This is a genomic window from Oscillatoria salina IIICB1 (genome assembly GCF_020144665.1).
Taxonomy (GTDB): domain Bacteria; phylum Cyanobacteriota; class Cyanobacteriia; order Cyanobacteriales; family SIO1D9; genus IIICB1.
Map to the genome: position 1 here is coordinate 19,287 of NZ_JAAHBQ010000095.1, position 16,678 is coordinate 35,964.

The window sequence follows — 16,678 nt, forward strand, 5'->3', positions numbered from 1 at the left end:
TGTAGAAAAAAAAGATGAACAAACACTTGCAATTTCTAACAGTTGGTGGTATTCTAAGCCTGAGTGCTAGTTTGGGGGTGGTATGTCCAGTTGTGGCACAGCAAGGGTTATTCCTAGCTTACCCGCCTACAGAACACGAAACTACGGCGAGTCAAATATTCTTGATTGGGAGTGCGAGTCCTGAAGGGGAAGTCTTGATTAATGGTAAGCCTATTCAACGTAGTTCGATGGGACATTTTGCACCGAGTTTCCCTTTGGAGATGGGGGAAAATCGCTTTAGGATCCGCTATGGAAATCAAGAAGTTAAGGTGACGGTAACGCGCGTTTCTAATCTGCCGTCAATACCTGCTGGGGTAGCGTTTGCAACCGATTCTTTTACGCCGGGGAGAGATATTAGCAGATTGCCAGGGGAGTTAATTTGCTTTGGGGCGATCGCGCCAGCGAACGGACAAGTTTCGCTGCGTTTGGGAAATGAAAATATTCCTTTAACAGCCCAACCGCAAAACGTTCAGCTACCGCCTAATTCCGCAGTTCTAACTGCTCAAAATGAACCAAATGTCATTTCTGAAATTAGGGAATATAGCGGCTGTACTACGGTAGAAAAACCGGGTAATTTAGGCAACCCTGTTTATCAATTAAGCTTGGGAGGAAAGACAGTTACGCAGCAAAGTCCGGGGAATGTCACTATTCTTGCACCGACTAATTTAGCAGTAGTAGAAGTAACCGCAGATGCAGGTGTAGCGAGGACGGGTCCGACTACTAATTATTCTCGTTTAACGCCTTTACCCAAAGGAACGATCGCGGCGGTGACAGGGAGAGAAGGAGATTGGTTGCGACTTGATTATGGTGCCTGGATTAGGGAAAATGAAACTCAAGTAATTGCTACCAATGTGCCGCCCAAATCTTTAATTCGCAGTATCACTTCTCGACAAGTTGCTGGGGCGACCGAGATAATTTTTCCCCTGCAAAGTCCGGTTCCGGTTAGTATTAATCAAGGCGAACAAACTTTTACTTTGAAACTGCATAATGTCATCGCCCAAACTGATACAATTCGCTTAGACGATGACCCTCTAATTAAACGTTTAGATTGGCAAGTTCCTACACCTGGTGAAATTGAATATACTTTTCATTTGAAATCTCCACAACAATGGGGTTACGATTTGAGATATGAAGGGACGAGTTTAATTTTATCTTTACGCCATTCACCAGCACAAATTAGTCAATCTTTGAGTGGTATTAAGATTTTACTCGATCCCGGACATGGCGGTCAGGAATTAGGGGCGAGGGGACCAAATGGCTATCCGGAAAAAGATGTTAATTTGGCTGTTGCAAAATTATTGCAAGAAGAGTTAAAAAGACGCGGGGCGACGGTTTACATGACGAGAGAAAGCGATGTAAACGTATCCTTGGCAGATAGGGTAGCGATGATTCAAGAAGTGCAACCAGCGATCGCGCTTTCCGTTCATTACAATGCTCTACCAGATAGTGGCGATGCTGTCAATACTGCGGGAGTAGGAATGTTTTGGTATCATACCCAAGCACACGATCTAGCAGTATTTTTACACAATTATCTTGTTGAAAAATTAAATCGTCCCTCTTACGGAGTATTTTGGAATAACCTTGCTTTAACTCGCCCTCACATTGCCCCAGCAGTATTAATGGAACTAGGATTTATGATTAATCCGGTAGAATTTGAATGGGTAAGCGATCGCCAAGCCCAACGCCAATTAGCAAATACTCTTGCTGAGGGGATTGTCGAATGGTTTAGGGAAGTTAACGAATCTCGCTAATCAATTTAGAGGCGTTGGTAGCAACGTCTCTAGATTAACTACGGATAATTGCTAAATTTAAACATCCTCCTATCGGTATATATTTGCACTTCATTTTCTGTTAATTGCTGACCGATAGTCACCCTATATTGCAAGACACTTTTGTTAGTAAAATTAATTCGAGTGCCGTTTGTTTTCAACGTTGAGGCATTTGCTGGAGTTAATGCCGCGATCGCCGCGATCGTTGCAGTTACTGATGATTTTTGCCAATAGTTCATTTTTCCACTGCTAAATCTTTGTCATTAAGAATACTTTTTTTTAAGAAAGTTTCCTAGAAAAACTATTTCTCCATAACTTAATTTACAACTAACACTAAAATTTTACTCTGGTCAGAGAAAAAAGATCAAAAAAAGACCCAGTTGAGACTGGGTTAATACTTTTAATCATAAAAAGTTGCTTTTGTCAAGCAATATCTACTCGTACAACCAAATCATCATAACTAAGATCGCCACCACCAAACATATCCTCAAAAGCGAAAGTGTTATCTCCCAAAAGACGGATATGGTCGATCCGATCTGGATTAGCTTCCATAAAGGCAAAATAAGCCAGAGGAATACTGTTAATAGTACCATAAAGATTATCCGGATTTGCTGACAAAAATTCCTCTGGCGTACCATCAGCAATGAGGTAAGGTGCGATAAGCTGATTAGGAAGCGGTGAAGTAAGATCTACTCGTCTAGAAATAGCAGCCTCAGCATAACCATCGTCACCTGGATTAAGATTGTCAATAGTACCTGTAAGATCGTCAATTTGATAAAAGCCAAAAGCATTATTTAAAGTAGCATCGCGGCTAATGAAAAACTCAGCAGTTATAGGTTGAGTAAGGTTGCGTAAATCAATTAATTCTGCTTCAGGTAGTCCTTGATAATGAGTTTCTGGTTTAATTGATTCAGAAGTCATTTCGACTTTCATTACCAAATCATTAAAATCAGCATCTCCTCCATTCAGTAAATCTTCCCAAGCTAAGGAAAAAGCGTTTTCAGCTAGAGAATTAACTTGTAAATGTTCAAAACTATCTGGGTTATTTGTAGCTGAAGTAAAAAAGACATTCGCGGAGGTATGTCCAGCTTTCAGATCTGCTAAAACAGTATCAGTAGTGCTATTTTGTACTAAATAAAAACCCAGGATATTTTCCGAATCGAAGCTGAAACAACGAGTAGAATTGATAACTGGAGAACGATCGTTTGCTAGGGCAGAAAAAATTACTTTTCCTCTGGAAAGAGCAGCTTCTTGATAACCATTTTCCCCTGGTAAAAACCCGTCAATTCTACCTTGTTCGTCATCGACTAAAAAGACTCCAATTTCATTGACGTTGCTTGCATTTACCTCAGTTAAACTGAATTTCAGTTGACTAATTCCTTTGTCTCCAGTTATCTCAAAAAGATCGTTAGCTTCAAGGAAATTTAAGCTAGTATTATTGCTATCATCAGGAGGTAGTGTCGTAATTTCTTCAACAACAGCTAATTCAAAAGTATCGCTAACGGTTTCCTTTCCATCGTCAGCAATAAGAGTAAGAGGGTAATTCCCCACAGTAGTAGGAATACCGCTGATAACTCCCGTCTCGCTATTGAGAGTTAAACCATCAGGTAAGTTGTCAGCAGTGTAAGTAAGAGTATCATCATCGATGTCGCGAAAGTTATTGCTGATGTCGAGAGTGAAAGAAGTATTTTCAGTAATTTTCCAATCAGCGATCGCACTGACGACAATTGGTGGATGATTATCATCAGGAGGTGGTGTCGTAATTTCTTCAACAACAGCTAATTCAAAAGTAGTTTTCACACTACCACCATTACCATCATCTGCGGTGACAGTAACTCTGCTAACACCGACAGCATTATTAGTAGGAATACCCTGAATAACCCCAGTAGTTATATCAATAGTCAAACCATCAGGTAAACCAGTAGCAGAATAGATAAGAGAGTCACCAGCATCGATATCGCTGAAATTTTCGCTGACATCCAAGCTAAAAAGATTACCTTCTGTAGCTTGGCGATCGCCAATTTGAGTTACAGTTGGTGTATCGTTAGTATTGTCAACTGTTAAATTAAACAGATCGCTGACAGTTTCCTCTCCATCTGAAACGCTAACAGTAACATTGTTGCTACCCACTGCATCATTACTGGGTATACCGCTAATTATGCCTGTATTTTGGTCTATGCTTAAGCCATCAGGTAAATTAGATGCAGTGTAAGTTAGAGTATCTGCGTCTGCGTCGCTGAAGTTATCTGAGATATCTAAGGTAAAGTCTGTGTCTTCGCTGGCGTTCACATTAGCGATCGCCTCAACTATAATTGGAGCATCATTAGTATTAGCGACATTTAACTCGAAAGTGGTTTCGACACTACCACCCTTACCATCTTCTGCGGTGACAGTGACAGTATTCTTACCAGGAATTGTTGGTATACCGCTAATTATGCCTGTATTTTGGTCTATGCTTAAGCCATCAGGTAAATTAGATGCAGTGTAAGTTAGAGTATCTGCAACATCGATATCGCTGAAATTGTTGCTGATGTTAAGTTTGAAGGATTCATTTTCAGTAGCTTGTCGATCGCCGATCGCCTTGGTTACAATTGGGTCATCGTTGGTATTGGCTACGTTTAAGTTAAATGTATCGCTAACACTACCACCGTTACCATCATTAGCGTTAACTGTAATACTCACGCTACCGACATTTTTGTTTTTAGGAATACCGCTAATAACACCAGTATTTGTATCTATTGTCAACCAATTGGGTAAATTATTCGCACTAAAACTGAGAGTGTCACCGTCGCGATCGCTGAAATTCCCACTAACATCGATACTAAATATAGTATCCTCAGTAGCGTGGCGATCGCCGATTGGGGTGTCTAAAGTTGGTACATTATTAGTAGTACCGCCTGTAGTTGTTGCAGTTGCACCCGCAGTAACTAAGGAGTTAGCGGGTAAGGGTGGAATTTGTAATCCTTCGCCATTGTCAACAAACGCTGATAATTCAGGATTAAGGACAGTAACACCTGCAACTATTTTTGTATCATTAGGATTGTAATTTAAAGATTGGACGTTTCCGCCACCATCTTTGTAGGTAACGGCGGTGTCATGTTGAATGTTCCAATTATTACCGCCGTTGTTAGCATAGTTATCAGTTACGAGGGTATTAGTCAGAGTGGTTGTGGAATTATTACCTCCCCAAAAAGCGCCACCTTGGAATCCAGCATAGTTTTCAGCGATCGTTGTATTACTAATATTAGTAGTTGCAGAGCCATTAATCAAGGCGATCGCGCCACCTAAACCGTTTATACCATCGCTGGATTCGGCGCGGTTGCCATAAAATACACTATTATCGATGTTAACATCGGTGTTTTCTCCTACCCATAAACCACCGCCTTGTTGCAACGCTTGGTTATTGGCAAATGTGGTATTAACTACTTCTAAATCGCCGTTTCCGCCTTGTCTCAAACCTCCACCGAGTGATTCTCCTTTGGCATCAGCAATTACTTGGTTATTAATAATCGTACTATCGGCAATTATCGCTTTATCTGTATCATAAAGATAAAGCATTAACGCCCCACCTTGTCCGGCACCTTTGTTACCTTCAAAACGACTATTACTAATTTCAATTATTCCCGAAGTGCTGCCATTTGGAGTTGCAGAAGCGCCATCGACGTAAATTGCGCCACCGTAACCTTTCGTATATGAAGGAGGTGTGCTAAATGCGCCTCCTGGGCTTGAATCATTATTAGTAAATGTTGAGTCTCGGACAACTAAGCCACCTAGGAGAGTGTTGACTGCGCCGCCGATTGTGCCAGTATTATTGTTAAAATTGCTGCCAATAATTGTCGTCGAACTTTCACTTTTAACAGCGATCGCGCCGCCACCACGTTCGGTTTTTTCAGAAATACCGTTGCCGTTTGTACTGTTACCAGCAAAAGTGCTATTAATAATAGTATTGGTGCTGCGGAAACCTGCAAAAATCGCACCGCCACCTTCACCATTAGCATCATTATTGATAAATTCGCTATCTTCTACAGTAAGAGTTGAACCGCCACCCGTGCGAATAGCTGCACCTGCGCCTTCTTCGCCCACTGCGGTAGTTTTTCCATCAGCAATAGTTAAGCTTTTTAAAGTAAACTTGACATCATTACCAACATCAATAATTCGTGAATTGTTATTGCCACTAATAGTTAAATTATTAACGCCAGTACCATCAATAATCAAGTCCCGAACGATATCTAGTTGACCCGAAGTAAGGGTAATTGTACGATTAACTAGACTTGAATCAAATTTAATTGTATCTCCTGGATGAGCGGCTGCGATCGCGCCTCTTAAGGAACCAACTCCAGAGTCGCTGGTATTGGTAACAAATATGTCCGCCATTAGTTAATCTCCGACTGAGAAGGAAAAGGGTGGCAGATGTACCTGAAAAACAAGGGTATTGGTATTACATGAGTTTTGTTACTCTCAATTAATACGTTCTTTGTTTCTCTTACCTAACCGGACAAATTCATTTTCTTTTCAGCTACTTTTGGGTAATTTAGTGATATTTACTGACTTCAGTGTAATTACTTAATTTATATTGCTTAGTTAGTGAAACACCTATATAAAAAGGTTTTATAGCTTTTTTTGTTGTTAAAAATAAGTTGAAAAAGTTTTAGCTCGGTGAAATTATCTAGTTATTTATTTGTATATCCCAAGATGAGCGAATAAACAGCTAACAACTTTTCTCTAGGCGCAAAAAATAATCCTTGGATAGATTGTCAAAATTAAGACCAGAAGTCACTACCAAAAATCTGAACTTACCGACACTGTTGTAATTTTATTGGCGCAGAAAAAATCATAACAGGTCGGCAATTTTTTAACAATTTCTATCTTCAGACTGATGTAAGCTAGGGAAATTTAATTGATACTTGCATAAATAGCCTCCGCATTACCTCAACCAAGAAAAATCAACCAGGTTAAGATATAATATTAATTTGAGGGAAAAAAGGATGAAACAATTTCTACTCTGCGGTTTACTGCTGCTGACGTTGTTTCCCCTGAATGCTTGTTCGCCAGAAGAGGAAAGCATCCAGAAACAAGTACAACCCTTAGTAACAGGGGCGATCCCCGATCGAGATCCCGAAAAGTTACAAAGACTTTACACAAAACTTGCCGAATACTTGGAAGCGGAATTAGATATACCTGTAGAATATAAGCCAGTAACAGATTATACAGCAGCAGTCACAGCCTTTAGAGTAGGGGACTTAGACTTAGTCTGGTTTGGTGGTTTAACCGGAGTTCAAGCAAGATTACAAGTAGAAGAAGCAGAGGCGATCGCGCAACGAGACATCGACGAAAAATTTACCAGCGTATTTATTGCTAATAAAAATAGCGGCATCGAGCCGATTCAAGACATAAACGAATTACAATCTTTACAAGGACATACGTTCACATTTGGTAGCGAATCTTCCACTTCCGGACGCTTAATGCCACAATATTATTTAGAACAAGCAAACGTCAACTTAGAAGACTTTCAAGGAGAACCAGGTTTTTCCGGTTCTCATGATGTCACAATTGATTTAGTTGAAGCGGGAACTTATGAAGTTGGGGCGTTAAATTCCCAAGTTTGGCAAAGTCGTTTAGCAGCAGGAGAAGTAGATTTAAATCAAGTACAAGTAATTTGGGAAACACCAACTTATTACGATTATCACTGGATAATTAACCCAGAAGTAAAAGAACGTTACGGCGAAGATTTTGTCAGCAAAGTACAAACTGCTTTAATTAATCTCGACCCCAATAATCCCGAAGAAAAAGAAATTTTAGACTTATTTGGCGCCAACAAATTTATTGAGACTAATAACGCAAATTATGACCAAATCGAGCAAGTTGGCAGAAAAATTGGCAAGATTAAGTAACCACAGATAAACACAGATAAACGCGGATAGTTATTAGAATTAACCTAGGTTTAGAGATTATTTTTATTCCAGAAATAAACTCGGTTCGACCTGAAAAAAATCTCCTAATTGACGCGCTTGTTCTGAAGTTATCTTTAATGTAGGGGTAGCCTTTCCCTAGGGTATGCGGCTAATTGTTAAAATATATCTGTGTTTATCTGTGTTCATCTGTGGTTAAAAATGAATGATTCTCAGGCAATTTTTGAATTAAAAAAAGTTACACATTATTTTGATAACTTTCCGGCATTAACTGAAATTAACCTCAAAATTTATCCAGGAGAAAAAGTAGCTTTAATTGGTTCTAGTGGCGCTGGTAAAAGCACTTTATTGCGGTTACTTAATGGGATAGAAAGACCGACAGAAGGCGAAGTTTGGGCGTTGGGACGAAATTTGTCTAACTTGTCAGCGAAGCGTTTGCGCCAAATACAAAGGCAAATTGGGACAATTTATCAACAGTTTCATTTAGTAGATAATTTGCGCGTTATTCATAATGTTAATGCGGGACATTTGGGACATTGGTCATTTGCTAAAGCTGCGATTTCTTTAATCTTTCCTTTAGAAGTAGAAACTGCTGCGAAAGCATTAACAAAAGTAGGTATTCCGGAAAAGTTATATGTGAGAACAGATCGACTTTCTGGGGGACAACAACAAAGAGTAGCTATAGCGAGAGTTTTAGTCCAAAATCCAGTAGTAATTTTAGCCGACGAACCCATATCTAGTTTAGACCCCGAACGTAGTCGAGAAATTATGGATTTGCTGAAAGAAATGTGTGAAACAGAAGGGAAAACATTAGTTATCAGTTTACACTCAATTGAATTTGCGAGAAGTCACTGCGATCGCCTAATTGGTCTGCGCCAAGGTAAAATAGTTTTTGACGCACCTACAGATGTAGTATTTGAAAGTGCGATCGCCGATCTTTACCGTTGATAATTACTCAGGACAATTTCTCCCAAAATTGTTGATAAGTAGAAATAAAATGATTGTAAAAAATTCGAGCATCTTGGCTTAAATTTTTCAAGATAGATGAGTCATTAAAACACAAAGGTGGTGGCGGAGAGTAATGACAAATTCCCTTCCAAGAATAGATAATATCGAGAGTTCGACGGGGTTGATTATGCTGATATGTGCCGCGATGAATTCCCCAAGCATGAAACAAACAAGCGTCGCCCATTTGTAGTTCAATTTTCTTTTTCCCTGGCATTTCTGCTTGAGTTGGATTATCGCCTTTTCTAATTGCCAACTCAGCATTTGTATCCCATCTTTTTTGAGAACCGGGAACGTATTCTAAGCAATTATCGGGTTCAAAAGCTACCCGAAAATGAACGCCAGTAAATTCGTGCATTCGCTGTTTTTCCAGCTCAATTTCCGGGGCTAAAAATTGCGTGTCGCGATGCCAAATTCCTTGCCAAGAAGTGTAGCGAGGTTGATAAAAATATTGTGTATTGTGGAATAAAGGCATTTCTCCAGCAATTTCAGAGAGAAGAGAAATAATCCGAGGATGGGCAATAAATTCTAATAAAATTAACAGAGAAGATAAATCGTTGGTAAAATATTTACGATCGCTAAGATAAGCGATGTTGGTAACATCTCGATATCCGCCGTTATTTTCTCTTTCTTGAATAACTTGGGCTAAAACGCGATCGCAGATTTCTCTGAGTTGGGTAATTTCCTCGCGATCGCAAAACTCGGATAAAATTACATAACCCTTTTCTTCCCACTGCTGTTTCACTGCTGTTAGCTGCATAATATCCTCAGACGACGCACTATGATAATCTCGAAGAGACAATTGTTAGCAGGTTATCGTTTCCTAAATTATCACACAGTTTGGGGAAGTTTATTTCTGGTGGCGATCGCGTTTTCTTTCTACGCAACTGGTATCTTTAAGCAAAATATCTTCAACCCCAACGGAATTCCTCAATTATCTCAGTTTTTCCAAGCTGCTTTCCATCCAGATTTATCTCCACAAATTCTCACGGTAACTTACGATGCAGCAATTATCACTTTTGCTTATGCAGTTTGCGGCACATTTTGCAGCATTTTCTTGGGAATAATCGGCGGTTTACTAGCTTCAGAAATCTGGTGGTTAACGATCTTACCCCGAAACCAATTCACCCAGCCAACCTGGTTAATTGTCAGAGGTTTCCTAGCCATACCAAGGGCAATTCACGAACTAATTTGGGGCTTATTTTTGGTTAACATTTGGGGATTAGATCCCTTAGTCGGGATTGCCGCGATCGCGATTCCTTTTGGTGCTACAGTAGCGAAAGTATTCTCGGAAATTCTCGACGAAACACCCAGACAACCCTTACAAATTTTACTCAATAGTGGTGTAACTCCCTTAACCGCCTTTATCTATACTCTCATTCCCCAAGCCTTCCTAAATTTAGTTTCCTACACATTCTATCGCTTTGAATGTTCTTTGCGATCGGCAGCAGTTTTAGGCATAATTGGTGCAGGAGGTTTAGGCTACCAAATCTTTCTCAGCTTACAATCTCTCCGCTACGAACAACTGTGGACATTTTTCTACACCTTATTCATTTTAAACGGAATTGTCGACCTAACTAGCGCCTTACTCCGTCGTCATCTCGGATGCAAAAGTCGTCTCGATATCCACACCAATAAATCCAGCCCCCAACCAACCAATCATCCGCGTTTATCTGCGTTTATCCGTGGTTACAAAAAAATCCCTTTCATCGTAACTCTAACCCTTACTTTTCTAATCCCCTTTTCCTTTTGGTATATTAATGCTGACTTTAGCAAAATTTGGGCAGCAAAAACCAGATATTTGCTAAGAGATATCCTGGCTGATTCATTTCCGCCATCAATACCAGAAATACAACAATTATGGCTACTTTCAGGACAAACATTAGCCATGTCAATTTTAGCGATCGCGCTTGCTGCTATTGGTGGTATGCTACTCTCATTCCCCGCCGCAACTAATTTTTTCCTTCCCGGCGGTTTACTCAATCCCAATCCTCAACTCAACCTTAGCAGCATTTGGGCTTGGCTAACTCTACTCCTCACCAGAGCTATTTTACTTTTTTGTCGCGCCATTCCCGCACCGATCGTTGCATTAGTCGTCGTCTTCGTTATTTTTCCCGGAATTTTACCCGGCGCGATCGCCCTCGGCTTGCATAATTTAGGCATTCTCGGTCGTTTAAAAGCAGAAAACCTCGAAAACCTCGACCAACGCCCAATACTTGCCTTAAAAGCTCAAGGAACCCCCGCAGCGTCGTTATTTCTTTATGGGGTGCTACCCTTATCATTACCTCGTTTTCTCGCTTACGATCTGTATCGTTGGGAAGTATGTCTGCGAGAAACTGTTATCGTTGGTTTAGTCGGTGCTGGTGGTTTAGGAAGGTTACTCACCGAACAACTCAGTAGTTTTGATTATCAAAAAGTAGTAGTAACTTTGGGTTGTTTTGTCTGGTTAACTTTTGTGGTAGATTGGCTGAGTGGGCTAGCTAGACGAGGGCTGCGCTGATAACTCTTTTCGGTGTTGCTGAATTGAAGACCTTGGTCTATTTTACTGTTATCCGTATTCTCTACGCTATTCGCTTCTTCCGCAAGTTCGATCTTGTTTTTGTCCCGGTTTGAGGTAAGATTCTTTCTTAAGCAAGAAAGCGATCTCGCCGCTCTCTACCGTTCAAAATTACTCCCAGAGGCTATCCTATTGCCACTCACCTTGAATTGTAAACGCCGCCCAGTAATAAGGAGCCTGCCAATTTTGGGATTTTAACATCTCTAATTGTGCCTCCCGCAACGCCTGCACCGGAGTCAGATTTTCCGACAACATCTTCTGATAAAATAAGCCCATCAATTCCGATGTCGCCACATCATTAACACTCCACAAACTAACAACTACTCGCTTTGCCCCAGCATACATAAAGCCTCTTGTCAACCCCACTAAACCTTCTCCTTGCACTTCTTCACCGAGTCCAGTTTGACAAGCACTTAAAACAACTAATTCGGCAGGTAAATTGAGGTTAAAAATGTCATGAAGGCGTAAAAAGCCGTTTTCCGGTTCGCCATTTTCATCAAACAAAGACAAGACAATTCCCGATAATTCGGGATTAACTAAATTAATTAAACCGTGAGTAGCAAAATGAACAATTTGATATTCAGCTAACTCTGGGCTGGTAGTTAGTTCGCGAGATGCAGCAAAATCTAAAGCCGAGGAACGTTGATTTTCCGGGACAAGGGCGAGAATAGTTTCCGCTTCTTTGCGAGTAAATTCTAAGCGAGTGAAATTGTCACCAAAATCGAGAAACGAGCGAGTTAAGGCAGCATAATTAAGGTTAGTATCGCTTGGTTGTTCGGGAGAACCACTCAAACGTGAGTCCTCTTCATTAAAAATGGGGTCAGCAATTACCGCAAGGGTTTTTGGGGCAAATGAGCGATTTTGCAGTTGTTGACGGTTAATGGCGATGGTGGAAGCGGAAGGTAAGGTGACAATTTCATTTTGGACTAATAGAGGCGTGTAACCTAACCCCCCCAGCCCCCCTTCCCTCGCAGGGAAGGGGGGAGAAGAACTCCCCTCTCCTACCAGGAGAGGGGTTGGGGAAGAGGTTACAGGTAAGGCTGCGAAAGGAATTGATTGTAATGCACCATCACCGACGATGAGTAAGCGTTTGTTACTCAGTTGAGCAGCTACGGGTGCTAAAATCATTTGGCTCAATTTCACCGCAGTTTCAGACTCAGGAATGTCGGGTGATTCGAGTTGGGTGTAAAATTCTTTGGCTGCGGCTTCGATATCAGTTTGGGGAGGTAATTCATAGCTGGTGATGCTGTCTTTCGTGACTGCCCAGAGATAGCTACGTTCTTTACCAAGGGAGTATTGTAAGAGTAAAGTATCGTCATCGAGTACCTGTTGTTGAATTTCTTTGAGAGTGAGAGGTTCGGGATATTTCAAATCAGCGTAGCGAGGACTGGTGACGCGAATTTGGGCTTCGAGTTGGTCGAGTTGACTTAAGAGAGATTCAGATTTGGCGTTAATTTCGTCAATTTCGGTTTGGGTGTATTGAGAGTTGAGAAGTTGATGTTTGCGATGTTCGAGGGCGTTGATTTGTTGCAGTAAATTCTCTTCTTGGGCTAAGAGTTGGGGGTCAACACCAGAACGAATATTGGTATTGGCTTCAGTGAGGAGTTCTAAAAGACTGCGGGCGCGGGCGCGTTCGCTGATGTGTAAGGCTTGTGCGTCGTAGCCTTGGTTGGGGTTTTGTTGATGCAGTTCCATCAACAGGTCGATGTAGAACTTATAGTAATCTTGGACAGTGGCGAAATAAGATTGGCGGAGTTCCTGGGAACCGATTTTGCTGCGGAGGTCTTCGATAATGTTAATTGCTGCTTCAATTTGGGTGAGGGCGGTATTCAAATTGCCTCTGTCGCGTTCTGAGCTAGCAACATTGGAAAGAGTAGTCGCTTCGCCGCCTCTATCCCCCACCGCCCGTGTTAGGGGTAAAGCCTGGTTGTAGTAATTTAATGCCTGTTGTTTTTCTCCAATAGAGTCGTAGACTAAGCCAAGATTGTTGAGAGTAGCCGCTTCGCCGCCTCTATTCTCCACCGCCCGGAATACGGGTAAGGCTTGGTTGAAGTAGTCTAATGCCTGTTGTTTTTCTCCCAGAGAGTTGTAGATATAGCCAAGATTGTTGAGAGTAGTAGCTTCGCCGCCCCTATCCCCCACCGCCCGGTATAGGGGTAAAGCCTGGTTGTAGTAATCTAATGCCTGTTGTTTTTCTCCAAGAGAGTCGTAAACACTGCCAAGATTGTTGAGAGTAGTCGCTTCGCCGCCTCTATCCCCCACTGCCCGAAATAGGGGTAATACTTGGTTGAAGTAGTCTAATGCTTGCTGAAATTCTCCGAGGGAGTTGTAGATAGCGCCAAGATTGTTGAGAACAGCAGCTTGGCTACTTATATCCCCCACCGCCCGTAATAGGGGTAAAGCTTGGTTGTAGTAATCTAATGCCTGTTGAAATTCTCCCAGGGAGTCGTAGACTAAGCCTATATTGTTGAGAGTAGTCGCTTCGCCGCCTCTATCCTCCACCGCCCGGTATAGGGGTAATACTTGGTTGAAGTAGTCCAATGCCTGCTGTTTTTCTCCGAGAGAGTTGTAGACACTGCCAATACCAGTGAGAGTAGTCGCTTCGCCGCCTCTATCCCCCACCGCCCGTCTTAGGGGTAAAGCTTGGTTGTAGTAATCTAATGCCTGTTGTTTTTCTCCGAGGTCGTCGTAGACACTGCCAATACCAGTGAGAGTAGTCGCTTCGCCGCCTCTATCCCCCACTGCCCGTCTTAGGGATAAAGCTTGGTTGTAGTAATCTAATGCCTGTTGTTTTTCTCCGAGGGAGTTGTAGATATAGCCAAGATTGTTGAGAGTACCAGCTTCCATCCTCCTATTCCCCACCGCGCGCAATAGGGGTAAAGCTTGGTTGAAGTAGTCTAATGCCTGTTGTTTTTCTCCGAGAGAGTTGTAGACTAAGCCTATATTGTTGAGAGTAGTCGCTTCGCCACGTCTATATTCCACTGCCCGAAATAGGGGTAAAGCTTGGTTGTAGTAGTCTAATGCCTGCTGTTTTTCTCCGAGAGAGTTGTAGACTAAGCCCAGATTGTTGAGAGTAGCCGCTTCGCCGCCTCTATATTCCACTGCCCGAAATAGGGGTAAAGCTTGGTTGTAGTAGTCTAATGCTTGCTGTTTCTGTCCCAATGAATCATAAGTGCGACCTAAGACTAAGAGGGCGGTGGCTTCCCATGTCTCATCTTCCACTGCACGATACAATTGCAGTGCTTGTTCAAATTTAGAAATTGCTTCTGTTAGGGATTCTGCTGTACCTTGTCGAAATAGTTGCATTCCCTCTTGATATGCCCTTTCTGCCGCTTGAGTTGGATTTTGTGACTGTTGCGCGAGAAATTCTGGAAAAATCGGCGAAAATTGACCGGGTGTGGCGGCAAAGGACTCGGATAATAATACTATTCCCAAGATTCCTGGTAGGGAGATGAGTGGGAATGAGAATAACCAATTTCGCTGCTGACGTTGACTCATAATAATCGCACCTGGTTTAAATTAACTCAACTTTTCTCAATTACTCGCTTGACGTAAAAGCATTCCGGGGCTGACGACTCCTTCAGCATAACCTTGTCCCAAAATGCCGTCGCGCGATCGCACTACGACTTTTCCGCTACCATTAATTTGAGTGAAAATTGTCTCGCTACCAACTTCATCGAGGTTTGCACCTCCTAACCACAAACTAACGTTATTCCCACTCACTTCGGTAATAACTGCATCGGCTGTAGCTGTTTCCGGGTTGAGAAAATAAGCAGGTTGAGTTTGATAATTAGTTCCCGGTTTGACTTCGTAACCAGGGGTTTGCTTTAATCGTCGGGGAATTTCTGGGACAATTTTAGCGATCGCCTCTGCGACTGTGCTATCCTGCTGCCAAAGATAATTAGTCAACAAATAACTAAAAATTCCGGCGCGAAAACCATTAACATTCACTTCTCTGGCTAATTGTCTCGGATTTGTCGCCGCTAAAACTACACCTTTAGCCACACCTGTACGATAACCGCGCACAAACTCTTCTGGCGACATTTGTAAGCGAGATAACCATTGCTCCTGATAAGCCTTTTCTAAGGGAGAGACTAGCACATTTTTGCCACCAGCACGCGCCCTTACTTGAGCATCTCTGGTTGCACCGCCGGAAAAACAACTATCCAAAACCACCGTAACATTTTCCGTCGGCAATGCAGACATCAGCAAATACAAAGTATGTCCCATGATGTCATTAACTGCGCCTTCAGCATCAGGATAACCCGGAGGAAGGGTACTATCGGAAGGGACAAAAGTACCATTCAGTTGTTCATTTTCGTTAGCAGCTTCGCGAATAATTGGATTAGGATCGAAAATCCGCGAACCATGTCCCGAATAGTGATAAACTACCACATCTCCAGGCTTTGTCTGCTTAATCAAATATTCTTCAAACGCCCCCAAAATCCCTTCGCGACTGGCTTTGTCATCGGCTAAAACGTAGATATCCTGGGGGTTAAAGCCAAAACGATGAATAAGTAACTGACGCTGCAATTCCACATCGTTGAGACATCCCGACAAAGGCTGCGAGGAATATTGATTAATTCCTACAAGTAAAGCTACTTTGCGCGATGTCGTTTGCGCCAATACTTTACCATAACGGTGTGCTTGTTGTTGGAGTAAGAGATGGTTGACACCAATGCTTCCTAAAGCTGTAGCTGCAAATTGAAGGAAATTACGCCGTGAGAAACGAGACATTTTTGTTTAGAGATATTAAGGATATAAGTTGATTTCGTCTTATTTATAACCGATTTTGATTTGGTTGGAAGTTAAGTATTTTCGGTTTGGGTGAGAACTTTTAGCGGACAGGATGCCCGGACTACAGAAAAAAGTTACAATTTGTCTTGGCGATGGGGTAAAGGAGAATTTGCTTTGGCTACGCTACAGAAAATTGTGTAGAGACGTTGCATGCAACGTCTCTACAATAAAATATTAATGGTACAATTTCTTTTTAATTTAATCTTACGTCATCCTTCTCTAGATCCTTCGCTTCGCTCACCGATGACATTTTTCCACACGATCGTCTTTTAAGTATACTATCTCTGGACGCAACTTGTTATAAAAGGCGATCGCCACTTCACGAACCGCAAAAAGGATCGCGACGAAATCAATTACAATGGTATCGAAGAGACAATCATCATTAGGTTATTCTTGCCTAAATTATCACACAGTTTGGGGAAGTTTATTTCTAGTGGCGATCGCGTTTTCTTTCTACGCAACTGGTATCTTTAAGCAAAATATCTTCAACCCCAACGGAAGTCCTCAATTATCTCAGTTTTTCTAAGCTGCTTTCCATCCAGATTTATCTCCACGTTATTTCTTTATGGGGTGCTACCCTTATCATTACCTCGTTTTCTCGC

10 protein-coding genes are annotated in these 16,678 nt (G+C 41.8%); 5 read left to right on the top strand and 5 right to left on the bottom strand.

From position 1 onward, the window contains the following. Positions 1-14 precede the first annotated feature (14 nt). Positions 15-1,790 (top strand): N-acetylmuramoyl-L-alanine amidase, encoded by a 1,776-nt coding sequence (locus G3T18_RS21760; protein ID WP_224412697.1) that lies wholly within the window; start codon positions 15-17, stop codon positions 1,788-1,790. A gap of 38 nt (positions 1,791-1,828) precedes the next feature. Here G3T18_RS21760 and G3T18_RS21765 read toward each other — a convergent pair whose 3' ends face one another. After that, on the bottom strand, positions 1,829-2,047 hold the full coding sequence (locus G3T18_RS21765; RefSeq protein WP_224412698.1) for a hypothetical protein: 219 nt from the start codon (positions 2,045-2,047) through the stop codon (positions 1,829-1,831). 184 nt (positions 2,048-2,231) lie between these two features. After that, complete coding sequence (locus G3T18_RS21770; protein WP_224412699.1) at positions 2,232-6,182, bottom strand: putative Ig domain-containing protein; 3,951 nt, start codon at positions 6,180-6,182, stop codon at positions 2,232-2,234. Positions 6,183-6,793: 611 nt separating this feature from the next. Here G3T18_RS21770 and G3T18_RS21775 point away from each other — a divergent pair. Then, positions 6,794-7,699 carry a putative selenate ABC transporter substrate-binding protein gene (locus tag G3T18_RS21775; protein ID WP_224412700.1) on the top strand — a complete coding sequence of 302 codons (906 nt, stop codon included), beginning with the start codon at positions 6,794-6,796 and terminating at the stop codon, positions 7,697-7,699. Positions 7,700-7,918: 219 nt separating this feature from the next. Beyond that, positions 7,919-8,665, top strand: a complete 747-nt coding sequence (phnC, locus tag G3T18_RS21780; RefSeq protein WP_224412701.1) for a phosphonate ABC transporter ATP-binding protein — start codon at positions 7,919-7,921, stop codon at positions 8,663-8,665. Between the two features lie 7 nt (positions 8,666-8,672). Here the strand turns inward: phnC and G3T18_RS21785 are convergent, their stop codons facing one another. Then, positions 8,673-9,482 carry a phytanoyl-CoA dioxygenase family protein gene (locus G3T18_RS21785; protein WP_224412702.1) on the bottom strand — a complete coding sequence of 270 codons (810 nt, stop codon included), beginning with the start codon at positions 9,480-9,482 and terminating at the stop codon, positions 8,673-8,675. 21 nt (positions 9,483-9,503) lie between these two features. Here G3T18_RS21785 and G3T18_RS21790 point away from each other — a divergent pair, with 21 nt between their 5' ends. Beyond that, the gene (locus G3T18_RS21790) at positions 9,504-11,222 is read left to right on the top strand and encodes a PhnE/PtxC family ABC transporter permease (protein ID WP_224412703.1); all 1,719 of its coding nucleotides are present in this window, start codon (positions 9,504-9,506) and stop codon (positions 11,220-11,222) included. A gap of 186 nt (positions 11,223-11,408) precedes the next feature. Here the strand turns inward: G3T18_RS21790 and G3T18_RS21795 are convergent, their stop codons facing one another. Further along, positions 11,409-14,777 (bottom strand): CHAT domain-containing tetratricopeptide repeat protein, encoded by a 3,369-nt coding sequence (locus tag G3T18_RS21795; RefSeq protein ID WP_224412704.1) that lies wholly within the window; start codon positions 14,775-14,777, stop codon positions 11,409-11,411. Positions 14,778-14,813: 36 nt separating this feature from the next. Then, positions 14,814-16,016 carry a caspase family protein gene (locus G3T18_RS21800; protein WP_224412705.1) on the bottom strand — a complete coding sequence of 401 codons (1,203 nt, stop codon included), beginning with the start codon at positions 16,014-16,016 and terminating at the stop codon, positions 14,814-14,816. Positions 16,017-16,434: 418 nt separating this feature from the next. On the opposite strand from G3T18_RS21800, the gene G3T18_RS21805 reads away from it, so the two are divergent. After that, a complete protein-coding gene (locus G3T18_RS21805) occupies positions 16,435-16,602 on the top strand; it encodes a hypothetical protein (protein WP_224412706.1) in 168 nt (55 codons plus the stop codon). The last annotated feature ends 76 nt before the right edge of the window (positions 16,603-16,678 follow it).

What these genes read in the sequence shown, in the direction of transcription:
- G3T18_RS21800 (WP_224412705.1), bottom strand. Translation starts at nt 16,016, where the DNA reads ATGTCTCGTTTCTCACGGCGTAATTTCCTTCAATTTGCAGCTACAGCT.
- G3T18_RS21760 (WP_224412697.1), top strand. Translation starts at nt 15, where the DNA reads ATGAACAAACACTTGCAATTTCTAACAGTTGGTGGTATTCTAAGCCTG.
- G3T18_RS21765 (WP_224412698.1), bottom strand. Translation starts at nt 2,047, where the DNA reads ATGAACTATTGGCAAAAATCATCAGTAACTGCAACGATCGCGGCGATC.
- G3T18_RS21795 (WP_224412704.1), bottom strand. Translation starts at nt 14,777, where the DNA reads ATGAGTCAACGTCAGCAGCGAAATTGGTTATTCTCATTCCCACTCATC.
- G3T18_RS21770 (WP_224412699.1), bottom strand. Translation starts at nt 6,182, where the DNA reads ATGGCGGACATATTTGTTACCAATACCAGCGACTCTGGAGTTGGTTCC.
- G3T18_RS21775 (WP_224412700.1), top strand. Translation starts at nt 6,794, where the DNA reads ATGAAACAATTTCTACTCTGCGGTTTACTGCTGCTGACGTTGTTTCCC.
- phnC (WP_224412701.1), top strand. Translation starts at nt 7,919, where the DNA reads ATGAATGATTCTCAGGCAATTTTTGAATTAAAAAAAGTTACACATTAT.
- G3T18_RS21790 (WP_224412703.1), top strand. Translation starts at nt 9,504, where the DNA reads ATGATAATCTCGAAGAGACAATTGTTAGCAGGTTATCGTTTCCTAAAT.
- G3T18_RS21785 (WP_224412702.1), bottom strand. Translation starts at nt 9,482, where the DNA reads ATGCAGCTAACAGCAGTGAAACAGCAGTGGGAAGAAAAGGGTTATGTA.
- G3T18_RS21805 (WP_224412706.1), top strand. Translation starts at nt 16,435, where the DNA reads ATGGTATCGAAGAGACAATCATCATTAGGTTATTCTTGCCTAAATTAT.